The following is a 15,496-nucleotide window of genomic DNA, read 5'->3' on the forward strand; positions in this document are numbered from 1 at the left end:
AATGCAAAGTCTCAACGATTAAATCGGTACTTTTGAAAGTAAAAGCCATTTGCTCGAAAGATCAAATGGCTTTTACTTAAATGGCATTCACTTAAAAGCTATCCTCTGGAACCCTCACCCAACCTTCCATCAGGATGCGGGCGCTGCGGCTCATAATTGCCTTGGTGGCTAGCCACTGACCGTTCACTTCCTTAGCTTCTGCGCCAACCTGCAGGGTGCCTGAAGGATGGCCAAACGTGACTGACGTACGGTCACCGCCGCCTGCAGCGAGATTCACCAGAGTGCCCGGAATAGCCGCTGCAGTTGCAATAGCTACAGCTGCTGTGCCCATCATGGCATGGTGCAGTTTGCCCATGGAAAGCGCCCGGACCAGTACATCGATGTCGCCTGCAGCAATCTTCTTACCACTGGATGCCGTGTAACTCGCCGGGGGTGCCACGAAAGCAACTTTTGGCGTGTGCTGACGAGCGGCGGCTTCTTCAACGGTCTGGATAAGCCCCATTTTTACAGCGCCGCAGGCACGAATGGTTTCAAACATTTCCAGGACTTTGGGGTCGCTGTTGATGTCGTCCTGCAGTTCCGTACCGGTATAGCCAACTGCATCCGCATTAATAAACACTGTGGGAATACCAGCATTAATCATGGTGGCTTTCAAGGTACCAACACCAGGGACTTCCAGATCGTCCACCAGATTACCAGTAGGGAACATGGAGCCTTCGCCGTCTGCCGGGTCCATAAACTCAACCTGCACTTCCGCAGCCGGGAACGTCACACCATCCAGTTCAAAATCGCCGGTTTCCTGCACTTCACCATTGGTAATGGGTACGTTGGCAATGATGGTTTTGCGAATGTTGGCCTGCCAGATACGAACAATAGCAGTACCATTTTCAGGGATACGGTCTTTTGCAACAAATCCGCTGTTAATGGCAAATGCACCTACTGCTGCGGTGAGATTGCCGCAGTTGCCACTCCAGTCCACGAAAGGCTTATCGATGCTCACCTGACCAAACAGGTAATCCACATCGTGATCCGGCTGGGTGCTTTTGCTCAGAATAACGGTTTTGCTGGTACTGGATGTTGCTCCTCCCATACCGTCGGTCTGCTTCTGGTAGGGATCGGGGCTGCCAATAACCCTCAGCAACATGTTGTCCCGAGCGGGACCCGGAGTGCGGGCCCTTTCAGGAAGATCTTCAAGGCGAAAAAATACGCCTTTGCTGGTGCCGCCACGCATATATGTGGCAGGGATTCTGATTTGGGGAGCGTGACTCATTTCGTTGCTCTCATCTTGATATTGAAGACGGGGCCCGGGCTTTGCTTCTTACGCCCGGGGCCCCGTTTTTTTATGCTGCGCCTTCAGATTCCAGGAAATCCTGGGCGAAACGCTGCAGCACACCGCCAGCTGAGTAGATAGACAGCTCTTCTGCGGTATCCAGTCGGCAGATGACCGGCACCCGTTCGGTGCTGTCGTTCTTGCGATGGATAACCAGCGTCAGCATAGCGCCAGGCGCTGGCGTGCCTTCCACATCAAAGGTTTCTGTCCCTTCAATATCCAGGGTTTTACGTGTAGTGCCTTCCTCAAACTGCAGTGGCATAACACCCATCCCCACAAGGTTTGTGCGGTGAATACGCTCAAACCCTTCAGCAACAATCGCTTCAACACCCGCCAGAGCTACGCCTTTGGCGGCCCAGTCACGGGAAGACCCCTGGCCGTAGTCAGCACCGGCAATGATGATCAGCGGCTGCTTGCGCTCCATGTAGGTCTCGATAGCCTCCCACATGCGGGTAACCTTACCTTCCGGCTCGATACGCGCCAGGGAGCCCTGCCTCACATTGCCGTTTTCATCCCGCACCATTTCGTTAAACAGCTTGGGATTGGCAAAGGTTGCACGCTGCGCAGTCAGGTGATCGCCACGGTGGGTTGCGTACGAGTTGAAGTCAACTTCGGGCACGCCCATTTTGTGCAGGTATTCACCGGCAGCGCTGTCCATCATGATGGCATTGGACGGAGACAGGTGATCTGTTGTGATGTTGTCTGGTAACACCGCCAGTGGACGCATACCCTTGAGAGTCTTCTCACCAACCATGCCACCTTCCCAGTATGGCGGGCGACGGATGTAGGTACTCATCTTGCGCCAGTCATAAAGAGGATTGGTGTTGGCCTGTGCATCGCGGGTAATGTCGAACATCGGAATGTAGGTCTTGCGGAACTGTTCCGGCTTTACCGACTTTTTCACAATAGCGTTGATTTCCGCGTCATCCGGCCAGATGTCTTTCAGAGTGACCGGTTTTCCGTCTTTGTCGTAACCCAGAGCATCTTTTTCAATATCGAAACGGATGGTGCCTGCGATCGCGTAGGCGACGACCAAAGGCGGTGATGCAAGAAACGCCTGTTTGGCGTAGGGGTGAATCCGGCCGTCGAAGTTACGGTTGCCTGAAAGCACAGCCGTTGCGTACAAGTCACGATCAACAATTTCGTCTCTGATTGCCGGGTCCAGTGCGCCGCTCATGCCGTTACAGGTAGTACAGGCAAATGCCACCACGCCAAAGCCGAGGTTTTCCAGCTCGGGCAGCAATCCGGCATCTTCAAGATACATTTTGACGGTCTTGGATCCCGGCGCCAGGGAGGACTTCACCCAGGGCTTGCGAGTCAGGCCCAGCTTGTTGGCGTTGCGGGCAATCAGACCTGCAGCCACCATGTTGCGCGGGTTACTGGTGTTGGTGCAGCTGGTGATAGCGGCGATGATAACCGCGCCGTCCGGCATTTTGCCTTCTTCCTGCTCCCACTCGCCTGCAATACCGCGCTCTGCCAGCTCGGAGGTTGGCAGGTGTGCATGCGGGTTAGAGGGACCTGCAAGTGTACGGGTGACAGAAGACAGATCAAACTTCAGAACACGCTCGTATTCAGCCGTCTTGAGGGCATCAGCCCACAGGCCGGTTTCTTTCGCATACTTTTCGACCAGTGCCACCTGCTCGTCTTCACGGCCGGTCAGCTTCAGGTAGTCGATCGTCTGGCCATCAATGTAGAACATGGCTGCAGTGGCACCGTATTCCGGTGTCATGTTGGAGATGGTGGCACGGTCGCCAACGGTAAGGCTGTCAGCGCCTTCACCGAAGAATTCCAGATAAGCACCTACCACACGCTCTTTGCGCAGGAACTCGGTAAGAGCAAGTACCATATCTGTGCTGGTGATACCTGGCTGCAATTTACCGGTGAGCTCAACACCCACAATATTCGGCAGACGCATCATGGAAGCACGGCCGAGCATCACGCTCTCGGCTTCCAGACCACCAACACCTACGGAGATTACACCCAGGGCATCGACCATAGGTGTGTGGCTGTCTGTACCTACACAGGTATCCGGGAAAGCAACACGCTTGCCCTCGCCATCTGCTCGCGCCTGAACCACCGGAGACATTTTCTCCAGGTTGATCTGATGCATGATGCCGTTACCCGGCGGGATCACATCCACGTTCTTGAACGCGGTTTTGGTCCAGTTGATGAAGTGAAAGCGATCATCATTCCGGCGATCTTCGATTTCGCGGTTCTTCTCGAACGCGTCTTTCTCGAAGCCAGCATGCTCAACCGCCAGAGAGTGATCCACAATCAACTGTGTAGGAACCACCGGATTTACTTTGGCAGGGTCACCACCCTTCTCGGCGATAGCATCACGCAGGCCAGCCAGATCAACCAGGGCGGTCTGACCCAGGATGTCGTGGCAGACCACGCGAGCCGGATACCAGGGAAAATCCAGGTCCCGTTTACGCTCAATAAGCTGTTTCAGTGAATCCGTCAGTGCAGCAGGATCGCAACGACGAACGAGTTGTTCAGCCAGAATCCTGGAGGTGTACGGAAGCTTGTCATAGGCCCCGGCCTGGATATCTTCGACAGCCTGACGGGTGTCGAAATAATCCAGGTCCGTGCCCGGAAGCGGTTTACGATAGTTAGTGTTCATCAGAAGACTCGTATTCGTTAATTATTTAGGCGCGCTTCTCGATCGGCAACCATTCAGCATGATCCGGGCCGGTGTAATCTGCACTCGGGCGGATAATACGGTTATTGGCGCGCTGTTCTTTTACGTGGGCAGTCCAGCCTGATACCCGGGACATAACAAAGATCGGGGTAAACAGCTCGGTCGGGATGCCCATAAAGTGATAGGTCGAGGCATGGAAGAAGTCAGCGTTACAGAACAGTTTCTTCTCACGCCACATGACTTCTTCACAACGGACAGAAACCGGGTACAGAACTGTGTCGCCTACTTCCCTGGCCAGCTTTTCGGACCACTTCTTGATGATCACGTTGCGCGGATCGGACACGCTGTATATTGCGTGACCAAAGCCCATGATTTTTTCCTTACGGGCCAGCATGCCCATCAGGCCTTCTTCTGCTTCATCCGGGCTCTGGAATCTTTGAATCAGTTCCATGGCCGCTTCGTTGGCGCCGCCGTGCAGAGGGCCGCGAAGCGTGCCGATCGCACCTGTCACACAGCTGTGAATGTCAGACAAGGTGGAAGCACAAACGCGGGCAGTAAAGGTAGATGCGTTGAACTCGTGCTCTGCGTACAGAATCAGGGATACGTTCATCACCCGCTCATGCAGTTCACTGGGCTTCTTGCCATGGAGCAACTCAAGGAAGTGGCCGCCGATAGAGTCGCATGTACCTTCGGTATCAATACGCACTCCGTCGTGAACAAAACGGTACCAATAAGTGATGATGCCCGGGAAGGTCGCCAGCAGCCGGTCAATTTTGTCGTCCTGCTCGCTGAAGTCCATCTCGGTTTCCAGATTGCCCAGCATAGAGCAACCGGTACGCATCACATCCATAGGGTGGGCATCTTTGGGAATCTGCTCAAGCACGGTTTTCAAGGCATCGGGGAGGCCCCGCATGCTCTGAAGTTTCTTCTTGTAGGCATCCAGCTCCTGCTGGTTGGGCAGCTTGCCGCGTAGGAGCAGGTAAGCAACTTCTTCGAATTGAGCATTATCGGCCAGGTCGCTGACATCGTAACCGCGATAAGTCAGGCCCGTTCCGGTTTTACCAACGGTACACAGTGCAGTTTCACCAGCTACCTGACCGCGCAGGCCTGCGCCACCGAGTTTTTTTGCTTCTGCCATGGGTCGCTCTCCTGTAATTATTTTGACTGCTGGAACAACTGGTCCAGCTTCTGCTCGAATTCGTGATAGTTCAGATAATCGTACAGTTCCATACGAGTCTGCATCAGATCAACCACATCTTTCTGGTCGCCCTTCTCCAGAATATTCTGGTACACGGTTACCGCAGCTTTATTCATGGCGCGGAAAGCGCTCAGTGGGTACAGCACCATGCTGGCACCAGACTCGCCCAGTTCTTTACGGTTATATAGTGGCGTTGCGCCAAACTCGGTGATGTTCGCCAGCAGCGGCACGTCACCCAGAGCTTCGGAGAATGCCTTGTAGTGCTCAAGCTCGGTAACGGCTTCAGCAAAAATACCATCAGCACCAGCTTCAATGCAGGCTTTAGCGCGATCGATGGCTGCTTCCAGGCCTTCTTTCTGGAAGGCATCGGTGCGAGCCATGATAAAGAAATCTTTATCTACACGGGCATCGGCGGCTGCTTTGATCCGGTCAACCATTTCTTCTTTGGAAACGATTTCCTTATTCGGACGATGCCCGCAACGCTTCTGGGCAACCTGATCTTCAATGTGCACGGCAGCCGCGCCTGCGCGTTCCATTTCACGAATGGTTCGCGCAATATTGAACGCCCCGCCCCAACCTGTATCTATGTCCACAAGCAGCGGCAGATCTGTGGCTGCGGTGATGCGGCGTACATCTTCTACCACATCATTCATGCTGGTCATGCCCAGATCCGGCAGTCCGTATGAGGCATTGGCCACGCCGCCACCGGAAAGGTAGATAGCCTGATGCCCTACTTTTTCAGCCATCATGGCAGCGTAAGCATTGATAGTTCCTACGATCTGCAGGGGCTTGTTGTCGTTCAGGGCTTTGCGAAACCGCGCGCCCGGAGATAGCTTAGCGGACATATACTTTCCCTCTCTTATCATATGGTTAAAACGCCTTCTTGAATCTTTTTCTCGATATTTTTACGAGCAGCATTGATGTGTCTTTTCATCAGAAATTCTGCGAGCTCTCCATCACGCTGGGCGATGGCTTCCACAATACGACGGTGCTCCCCGAGAGCAAGGTGGGGGCGGCCAGCGGAGGTGCTTAACCGGTAACGATACATACGCACCATGTAATAAAGGTCGCCCAGAAGCATCTGGGCCAGTTTTGTATTCCGGCTACCGGTGGCAATTCGATGGTGAAAATCATAATCCCCTTCAGCCTGATAATAGGCCTGACCACGGGCTTCGTCGATCATGGCTTCGTGAGAATCCAGGGTGGCCTTGAGATCAGCGATTTCCTGGTCGGTCATGCGTTCGGCCGCCTGACGAGCAGCCAAACCTTCCATGACCTCCCTTATGCGGTACAACTCCACCAGTTCCGAGGTGCTCAGAGAAACAACTTTTACGCCGGCATGGGGGCGACGAACCAGTAGCCCCCGGGATTCCAGACGGCCAAGAGCCTCCCGAAGGGGGCCTCGCGTCAAATCGAAACGGGCACAAAGATCCAGCTCGCCGATTTTATCCCCTGGAGCGAGATCGCCTTTAACGATCGCCGTTTGCAGACAATCAAAAGCCTCATCGGCGCGGGTGTAGGTTTGTGAAGCGATATCCGACATATTTTGTCAACAATATTAACTATTATTGGCGAAATCTACGCCAGACACCCAATATTGTCAACAATTTGAAATTTAATTGTTAACAATCCTGAAGGCTGTAACTACTGACTTCCGGTAAATCAGTAGAGCTTTCGACTGGATGCAGGTGGCGGGGTGTACTGGTAAACCCAGGTTTCAGTGAGAGGCTCCTGCCCCAAACGCAGAAACATGCGAATATTGATGGGCTCCTCCGAGTCACCCGGAACCAGATCGAACATAGCCCGGTAGCCATTGATTGCAGACAATGGGCGCGCTGAGGTTATTTCCACCTCGCCCCGGCTTACACTGATAACAGCTTCTACCTCAGCATTATCACCCAACATCTCAAGTACACCTCCCGCGAAATCTACGGCAAAGCGCCACGAGAAATATTCACGTTTCTGACCGATGACACCGCCCAGACCGGTTCGGGTCGCCTGCACGGTCGCAAGTTCACGCGGGTTGACCGGCGCCCCCTCCCCCCAGTGCAACCTGTAGGAAAACAGGTATTCCTGCCCTGGTTTAAGCGCTTGCTGCGGATGCCAGAATGCAACAATATTGTCGAAGGTTTCATCCACCGTTGGGATTTCCACCAGGTCAATACTACCCCGGCCCCATTGGTTTTTTGGCTCAACCCAGACGCTGGGGCGACGCTCATAGAACACTCCGTCGTCCTGATAATGATCAAAATCCCGGTCCCGCTGCAACAAGCCGAAGCCCCGGGGATTATTGTCGATGAAGCTGTTAAAGCGGAGGTGTGCCGGATTCTCAAGTGGGCGCCAAAGCCATTCTCCATTGCCTGACAAGATTGCCAGCCCGTCAGAGTCATGAATCTCCGGGCGCCAGTCGTAATCCATGCGCTGATCATTTTCGCCAACCTGATACATGCTGGTCAGAGGCGCAATCCCCGCCCGTTTGATTTCCGTGCGCGGGTACAGGGCTACATCTACATCCATGACCATGTTACGGCCCGGATCAAGCACAAATGCATAAGCGCCAGTGGTACTTGGGGAATCAAGCAATGCCCATACCCGTATAACCTGGCTGCCGGGTTGAGGGCGCTCCAGCCAGAAAGCACTGAACCTGGGGAACTCCTCTTCGCCGTTTACGCCGGTATCAATGGCCAGCCCCCTGGCAGACATGCCGTATTGCATTTCCGAGCCCACCGCCCGGAAATAACTTGCACCAAGAAAAGCAGCAAGGTCCAGAGAGAAGTTTGTCTGGTAGTGAAGGCGAAAGCCCGCATAACCAAGATTGCCCGGCAGGTCGCCAAGCGGCTGTTCACCTTCGTAATCAAAAAATTCCGGGTTGTAACGAAGCTCTGTTGCTTTGCCGTCAATCACCTCATAAAGGGTAACCGGAGATTGGAAATACAGCCCGAGATGGAAGAGCTGAGCCTGAAAGGCTGATTCGCTATCAGCCCATAGCGCATGATCCTTGCGAAAGCGGATGGCCTGGTAATCGTCCCAGGAGATCTGCCTGAGGCTCTGCGGCAACTCACCTTCATGTGAAATAAAGGGTTGTGCCGCCAGTTCCCGGGCGTAGCCCTTAAGCCAGGCATAGTTAAAGGTAGCATTGCTATTGCTACCATCTGACTCGGTTTTCTGCGCCCAGACCAAAGAAGTCAGCGGCAAGCTGCTGGCACCAAACCCTGATATAAGCGTTTTTACGAGGGTCCGTCGGTCCATAGTCTTTCTCCTTCTGACAGGAAACAATCAGATTTAATGTATGAGTCGTATAAAACTATGTGTCTCTCGCTTGCGGCTTAAGTTTGAGCATTCAGCCTTCCGATAGCGCGCCCCCAAAAACTGTCGGGGGCAGCTCGCCAGGCGCCTTCGTGTAAGGCTCTGAGTGATTGCCGGTCCCTGGCAATCTGGCTCATTTCAGAACGCGACAACGCGCCCGGACCACCTTCAAGACACCGCGCCACACAAGACTCCAGCTCCACCTTGCGTGAACCAAGCCGGTGATCCCAGGCCAGAACCTGGTGCAGACAATTGTGATCACGCCTCAACACTGCCTGCTCAAGTGGTGTAAGCGGGGAACCTGTATCGTCCCGGGAACGGAACGATACAGCATCATCAAGCAAAGGCATTGTTCTGATCTCCTCAGGTATAAGCAGGAGCTGATGTTTCCTGAGAGCCTTCCCGAGAGAATTCCGGCTAAGGTAGACCGCCGTCGGCGCAGCCAGAATCAGCGGCAAAGCCACAGGCAATGACCAGAGGAAAAACATGGTGTCCAGACTCCAGGCAAATGCAGACCAGCCAGCACCCAACAACATCCCGGGCAGCTGGGTGATCAGCGCTTCCTTCCAGCCTGCTTCTTCTGTGCGGTTTTGCCCGGCCCATTGCAGGGAAACATTGAGAAGAGCCGAGACCACATAGCGACTGTGTGCCCACATGCGTACCGGGGCCAGCAACACCGAAATAACGATTTCCAGCATGACACTGCTGAACAGACGAAAAAAACCACCAAACTCTTTGGTAAATCTGTGAATCATGGCGTCAAGAATTGCCAGGAACTTTGGCAGAAACAACAGAGCCAGGGTACTCAGGGCAAGGCCCAGGGCCCACTCTGGCCGCCATTCAGGCCAGAGCGGGAAAAGCCCCTGGTGGCCATCAGGAAAGTATTCAATTGGTGAAAGCGTCATATCGGCAGCTGCGATCGTGGTCAGGATCAGGAAACCCAGCCACAACGGGGAAGCGACGTACGCCATAATACCGTTGAGAAACGCCATCCGGTGGGCAAAACGAAGGCCAGGCTCCCGCAACATAACCCAAAGATGCTGCAGATTACCTTTAGCCCAGCGACTGTCCCGGGCCAATTCGTCAGCCAGGGTTGGCGGTGACTCTTCATAACTGCCATTGAGGCCTGGCTCCAGCCATACCTCGTAACCGGCACGCCCCATATAGGCAGCCTCAACAAAATCATGACTCATGATAGGGCCACCGAAGATTCCGAAACCAGGCAACTTTCGCAGCCCGCAGTGTTTCATGAAGGGTTCTGTTCGGAGAATGGCGTTATGGCCCCAGAACGCCGCATCGCCCATCTGGATAGCCGCCAGCCCGCTGGCGAACAAGGTGGAGTAGAAGCGGTTGGCAAATTGTTGAATCCGGGCAAACAGGGATTGGCCATTTATGATATTCGGATTGGTCTGAAGGATACCAACGCCAGGTTCGCGCTCCATCAGCTGTACCATGCGGACAATGGTGGCTCCCGTCATCAGGCTGTCTGCATCCAGAACCACCATATACCTGCAACGCCTGCCCCACCGGCGGAGAAAATCGGCAACGTTGCCGCTTTTGTAGTTGAGGTTTACCGGGCGCCGGCGATAAAAAATCCGCCCCTCACCTCCAAGCTCTTTCGCCAATTGGCTCCAGGCAACCTGCTCTTCCAGCCAGACATCGGGGTCCCGACTATCAGAGAGGATGTAAAACTCGAAATGATCAATATGACCGGTACGCTCAATATCCCTGTATACAGCTTTAAGACCGCTTAGCGTCCAATGCACAGGTTCATGATAGACAGGCAGCAATACAGCTGTTTTCGCCAAAGGCGTTTCCAGTATTTCTGCTTCTTTATGACGTTTGAGTATGGAATGGCGATCACCTCCCGTCAGCCTGATAACAAACCCGAATACAGCAGTCCAGAACCCGACAGCTATCCAGGCGTACAGGATGGCAAAAAGCACCAACATGCCAATTTCGAGAAAGGTGCCACCGTGATACGGCAAGACCCAAAGCAGGTAGTAGCAAGCTACAGCCGTCTGGCCGAATACAAACAGCATCAACACTGCACGACGCAGGTTGGCTACCATTCTCCAGGGGTGTTTCGTGGAGGTTTCCGCAGTGGGGCTACCCATGGCCACGATACCCTATGCTACCCCGGTTCAGGGGCGGCGCTACCACTGGAATCAGGGCTTCGGGTATCGCAAAGTAATCCGGCAACCGGTCCATAACGTTCTTCAAAAGGCGATGACCACCTTCATCCTCGCCAACTTCAGCCATGGCATCGTCAATAAGCTGCAGCATTTGCCGGCAGCGCTCACTGGTCATTTCGACGCCCGCCTCACACAGATAGCTGTATACCCGGCTGAATACATGCTGAAAGGAAATATCTTCCATATTTGTCTCCCCCTGTCTCGGCTTTCGGTCAAAGCTACTTCGGAATGCCACGAATGTCTGTTGAAGGTCCTAGCAGATAGGTCCATGTCTCTGTGACGGGCTTGTTCTCCTTGCTGAGGAAGCCTCGCAATTCAAGCGGTTGGTCTGGTGCAGGGTTAGCAAGAATTGACAAGCGCCACACGTCGCTGGCTTCAATGTATTCAACAAAGTGCTCGATTATTTCAACGCCTTTACCACCGCTAACCTGGCTCACAACCGCCGCATCGGGACGCAACCCCGCCAGTTCACCACCTTTGAAATCCACAATCAGCCGCAAAGCCTCGCCGGAATCACCGGATCCGCTGCCCTTGCCGACAAACGTCCGTACAGCCCGGCCACTTGCCTGCCCGGTAATATCCGGCTCACCAAATATCACGGAGTATTCAAGGTTGCGGCTCGTCCCGGATTTGACCGCTTGATCCGGCTTGAAGAAAGCAACAATGTTATCGTTGGATTCCGCCCCGGACGGAATTTCTACAAGCACAACTTCGCCTTCACCCCAGCCATCTTCGCCAGCACCGGTAGGTTTCACCCACATACTTGGCCGGCGATCGTAGCGTGCTTCACTGTCCTGAAAATCGTGGAACTGCCGATCGCGCTGAATCAGGCCAAAGCCGCCGAGCCGCTGAACATGGTGATAACTCAACTGCAGCCTGGCGGGGTTTACAAGTGGACGCCAGAGCCACTCACCTGTTATGTCATCGTTGATCAGCAGACCTTTGGAATCATGTACCTGCGGACGCCACTCTCCCCGTGGACGCAGAGTGTTGTCGCCATAGAAAAACATGGAGGTAAGCGGAGCCTGCCCTAACTGATCAATGTCGTCCCGGAAAAACAGCTGGGCCGTAACATCCATCCGGGTGCTTTTACCGGGGCGGATTTCAAAGCGATAAGCGCCCGTCAGGCTTGGCCCATCGAGCAGACCATATACCACCATGACATCGGCTCCGGCCCTGGGGTGCTCCATCCAGAATTCGGTAAATGCCGGAAATTCCTCACCGGAAGGCAAACCTGTGTCTACAGCGACACCCCGGCCGGAGAGCCCGAAGCTCTGGTTTGCGCCCACGCCACGGAAATAACTTGCACCGCCAAACACCAGAAACTGGTTTTGCTCACCCGTCCCCGACAAAGGATAAGTTAACTTGAATCCGGCATAACCGAGATCTGCCGGAATCCTTTTCGCAAGTTCAGGGTTGGGATAGTCAAAACTGGCCTTGTCGAACCCGATCGGGTGAACACCTTCACTGTCAACAACATGGAGCCTGACTGCATTGGAATAGAAACTCCCCTGGGGAATCATCATCACCTGAAACCGCGACCCGCCAGAGCGCCAGAGACTCTGTTCAGGCCTGAACCGAATCGACTGGTAGTCGGAATAACCAAGGTTACGGAGGAAATCCGGAGCCCTGGGTGGCTCCTTATAGGTTTCATCTGACATGGTTCTGGCTTTGTCGATCACATCGTTGAACCCGAATGCCTTAGCATGTCCGGAAAACGTGATCACAGAAATCAGAGTAAAAAATATAGGCAGCCGTGATCCAGTCATCGCCAAACTCCTTGTAAACCAGCTTCCCAATGTAACACCCAGTGTGAGGCAGGCCTCAAGTGACATCTTAGTAACGAGGCGTCAAGAAACAGTAAAGCAGGAGGAGTGTCAGATGTCAGATGCCAACAGAGATCGACAAGGAAAAATCAGGGCTGGAAGGCATCAGAACCGCGGTGTTCGAGGCGTTAAGCATTTGCCCCACGCTCATGTCCGCGCGAAAATCTCTTGAGTAGAGTTGAAGGGATATTTCACCTGTGCTGGTGCTGCCGAAACGATCAGACTGTGCGGCTGAATAAGGCGCCCACCCTTGCAGCAATGAAAACGTAACCGTTGAATTGAATTCAGATGCAAACGGCCAGTGGTAATCCGGGCTGCGCGCATTCACGCGGAGCCAGCCACCCTCCGAAACACGTACAGACTGGCCGTTAAACCCTTTCATCATTGCCGGGCCTGCAATACTCAGGTACTCGGAGGTTGGCAGATCTTCTGGTGCAAACTGATAGCGCCCTCGAAGCCCGAGACTCCAGTCCAGCACCTCCCGACTGAGAGATGCCGCAATGGCCAGTTTATGGAAACCATCAAAATCGCTGCTAGTGCCGGACAGACTGACAGTTTCCCTTGAGTCCAGCCCTCCGATGGCTGTCAAAGACGTTGTTGCATACAGCCCGCCAAACAGCGCCCGCGAAGCTGAGCCTTGCAGGCCAAAGCTCGATAGCCGATGGGTAGAATCTTCTACCCATAGAGAATCTTCAAACGCACTTGCGTTACCACTCGTATGGGAAAAAATGCTGTCGACTTCAATACCCTGCCAGGACCAGAGAGAACGGTTACCCGCTATTTTCAGGTTGCGGTGTTTCCCCCGGGTATTATAACGCTGTCCGGAACCACTCACGGCTCCCGCATAATCCCTGTTTTCAAGGTCAATCCGAAAATTGTTGCCCGCCAGAGGAAAAGAGTACCGCAAGGCGAATGTTGTGGATTCGGCACTACCTTCCCTGGCAACAGAATCACTGAAATCGAGACCAAGAACATGCTGGGACCAGATCAGGTTACTGCTCGTCAGGTTGAGACGGCCATCTGCTCTTTCGCTGGTCTGGCTGGAATCGCCGGAAAATTCCGTATGGGAAGCCAGGTATCGGGTAACCGACTGAAGCAGATCCGCAGGATAAAGGTCCCACAAGGGGGACTCGGAAGAAGATCTCCCGTTGTTAGCTGAAACCTGGCTGACAACTGTGCCAAAAATCAGGACTGTCAGCAGAAAACGCCCCACAGAAAAACCTCATTGAAGAATAGAACCGGAATTACGGTACTTTAAAGTAGCAGGATCACTGTAAAAAAACCCAGCGCCAAAATCCAGTGACAGTTTCCAAACATTACAAATTTAATATTCCAGAAAACAGTAGGTTATGGCGACATTTAAATGTATGAGATGAGATATCTCAGGCATGCTGCCGACGCAGCAAGAGCTCAAGCAACAATTACAAAAGGTAATGAATACCGGTGTCCCCTCCTCTCACGCCGATAACTTGGTAAACTCCTGTAAAATGATAGAAACTCTTCTGATACCGACCAAAGGACGAATGACATGATTAAAAAGTGCCTCTTCCCTGTTGCCGGCTACGGCACACGCTTTCTCCCGGCAACAAAAGCAATGCCGAAAGAAATTCTGCCCGTTGTTAACAAACCGCTTGTTCAATACGGCGTTGAAGAAGCAGCAGAAGCCGGTATTCATGAATTCGGATTTGTGACTGGCCGCGGCAAGCGCGCAATAGAAGATCATTTTGATATCAGCTATGAACTGGAGCATCAGATTGCAGGGTCAGGCAAAGAAGACTTACTGACATCCATTCGTGACCTGATCGACCACAATACGTTTGCCTTTACCCGTCAGGTTGAGATGAAAGGGCTTGGCCATGCCATTCTCAGTGGCCGCAATCTGGTAGGCGACAACCCCTTTGCTGTTGTGCTGGCGGATGACTTTTGCGTGGGTCCTGGTGAAGGTGAAGACGGCGTTATGGCACAGATGGTCAAACTGTATAACCAGTTCCGCTGCTCCATTGTAGCTATTGAAGAAGTTCCGGCTGATGAAACCCACAAATACGGCGTTATTGCCGGCGAATCCATGAAAGATGGCCTGTACCGCATCACCGACATGGTAGAAAAACCAGCTCCCGAAGACGCGCCCAGCAATATGGCGATCATCGGCCGTTACATTCTCACCCCGGATATTTTCGACATTCTGGAGCGTACACCCGCAGGCAAAAACGGCGAAATCCAGATTACCGATGCATTGCTCCAACAGGCAAAAAACGGCTGCGTACTGGCATACCAGTTCAAAGGCCAGCGTTTTGACTGCGGCAGTATTGATGGTTTTGTAGAGGCCACGAATTACGTGTACGAAAATATCTACAAAAAGCAGAAATAAGGGAGCTGGACAAGCCCGGGATTGCCCCGTTCAGGCACCCAGAATCTGCAAGATCATGCGCCGGTTTTCCTCAGTTGTCTTACGGAACCGGCGCAGTAGTTTTACTTCTTCCCCTGAGAGCTGAACCCGGTTTATTTCCTTTTCCAGCTCTTTCAGTGCATTCGAGAGGTCATCGCTTTCGCTGAACGCCAGTCCCGGGAGTTCAAGCTGGCCTTCGTCTCCGGACCCCGCAAGATCGAGCAGGTTTTCCAAAGGGGTTTCAGTTTTTATGCAGAAATCCAGCAACGCTGTCACATCAGGGTAGGTGCGCTGCCTTACATCCGATGCCTCCCAGCTTTTAACCTGCGCCTCTTCCACGCCACAGATCTCAGCCACGTCCTGACAGGATAAGCGCCCTGCCTCACGCATCTGCCGCAGCCGGCGGTTGAATGTCTGCAGGTAACGCATGGTATTCGCCTCAGAAAAATTGACCGGAAATGTAAGCCAAGCAGGAAATGTAACGTACATATAGTGTTGAGCACAATCGGCCCATACTGATTTGAACGCTTTGTGAAAGTAATCACAGGAATTAACTGTGCGGATCCAATTATCGACTATATTTTAGCCATTGCAGACTAACCATCTGTATGTTT

Annotated in this window: 12 protein-coding genes; 1 reads left to right on the forward strand and 11 read right to left on the reverse strand. The window is 53.3% G+C overall.

What is annotated here, in order from left to right:
- Nucleotides 1-91 precede the first annotated feature (91 nt).
- The 10 genes from prpF to DS878_RS05255 form a co-directional block, all read right to left on the reverse strand.
- Nucleotides 92-1,270 carry a 2-methylaconitate cis-trans isomerase PrpF gene (gene prpF / locus DS878_RS05210; RefSeq protein ID WP_113814928.1) on the reverse strand — a complete coding sequence of 393 codons (1,179 nt, stop codon included), beginning with the start codon at nucleotides 1,268-1,270 and terminating at the stop codon, nucleotides 92-94.
- Between the two features lie 70 nt (nucleotides 1,271-1,340).
- Nucleotides 1,341-3,953 carry a Fe/S-dependent 2-methylisocitrate dehydratase AcnD gene (gene acnD / locus DS878_RS05215; RefSeq protein ID WP_113814929.1) on the reverse strand — a complete coding sequence of 871 codons (2,613 nt, stop codon included), beginning with the start codon at nucleotides 3,951-3,953 and terminating at the stop codon, nucleotides 1,341-1,343.
- Nucleotides 3,954-3,978: 25 nt separating this feature from the next.
- Nucleotides 3,979-5,109 (reverse strand): 2-methylcitrate synthase, encoded by a 1,131-nt coding sequence (gene prpC / locus DS878_RS05220; RefSeq protein WP_113814930.1) that lies wholly within the window; start codon nucleotides 5,107-5,109, stop codon nucleotides 3,979-3,981.
- 17 nt (nucleotides 5,110-5,126) lie between these two features.
- Complete coding sequence (prpB, locus tag DS878_RS05225; RefSeq protein WP_113815425.1) at nucleotides 5,127-6,014, reverse strand: methylisocitrate lyase; 888 nt, start codon at nucleotides 6,012-6,014, stop codon at nucleotides 5,127-5,129.
- Between the two features lie 17 nt (nucleotides 6,015-6,031).
- Nucleotides 6,032-6,712 carry a GntR family transcriptional regulator gene (locus DS878_RS05230; RefSeq protein WP_113814931.1) on the reverse strand — a complete coding sequence of 227 codons (681 nt, stop codon included), beginning with the start codon at nucleotides 6,710-6,712 and terminating at the stop codon, nucleotides 6,032-6,034.
- Between the two features lie 119 nt (nucleotides 6,713-6,831).
- Nucleotides 6,832-8,418 carry a glucan biosynthesis protein gene (locus DS878_RS05235; RefSeq protein ID WP_113814932.1) on the reverse strand — a complete coding sequence of 529 codons (1,587 nt, stop codon included), beginning with the start codon at nucleotides 8,416-8,418 and terminating at the stop codon, nucleotides 6,832-6,834.
- Nucleotides 8,419-8,495: 77 nt separating this feature from the next.
- On the reverse strand, nucleotides 8,496-10,592 hold the full coding sequence (mdoH, locus tag DS878_RS05240) for a glucans biosynthesis glucosyltransferase MdoH (protein ID WP_113814933.1): 2,097 nt from the start codon (nucleotides 10,590-10,592) through the stop codon (nucleotides 8,496-8,498).
- Entirely contained in the window at nucleotides 10,585-10,854 is a 270-nt protein-coding gene (locus DS878_RS05245) for a hypothetical protein (protein WP_113814934.1), read from the reverse strand. Before DS878_RS05245 ends, mdoH begins: the two co-directional genes overlap by 8 nt.
- A gap of 34 nt (nucleotides 10,855-10,888) precedes the next feature.
- A complete protein-coding gene (locus tag DS878_RS05250; RefSeq protein WP_113814935.1) occupies nucleotides 10,889-12,439 on the reverse strand; it encodes a glucan biosynthesis protein G in 1,551 nt (516 codons plus the stop codon).
- A 115-nt stretch (nucleotides 12,440-12,554) separates the two neighbouring features.
- Nucleotides 12,555-13,709, reverse strand: a complete 1,155-nt coding sequence (locus DS878_RS05255; RefSeq protein WP_113814936.1) for a ShlB/FhaC/HecB family hemolysin secretion/activation protein — start codon at nucleotides 13,707-13,709, stop codon at nucleotides 12,555-12,557.
- 315 nt (nucleotides 13,710-14,024) lie between these two features.
- Here DS878_RS05255 and galU point away from each other — a divergent pair, with 315 nt between their 5' ends.
- The gene (galU, locus tag DS878_RS05260) at nucleotides 14,025-14,864 is read left to right on the forward strand and encodes a UTP--glucose-1-phosphate uridylyltransferase GalU (protein WP_113814937.1); all 840 of its coding nucleotides are present in this window, start codon (nucleotides 14,025-14,027) and stop codon (nucleotides 14,862-14,864) included.
- A gap of 30 nt (nucleotides 14,865-14,894) precedes the next feature.
- On the opposite strand, the gene DS878_RS05265 is transcribed toward galU, so the two are convergent.
- Entirely contained in the window at nucleotides 14,895-15,311 is a 417-nt protein-coding gene (locus DS878_RS05265) for a helix-turn-helix domain-containing protein (protein WP_113814938.1), read from the reverse strand.
- Nucleotides 15,312-15,496 lie beyond the last annotated feature (185 nt).

It is taken from the genome of Marinobacter sp. F3R11 (assembly GCF_003318275.1).
Lineage (GTDB): Bacteria > Pseudomonadota > Gammaproteobacteria > Pseudomonadales > Oleiphilaceae > Marinobacter.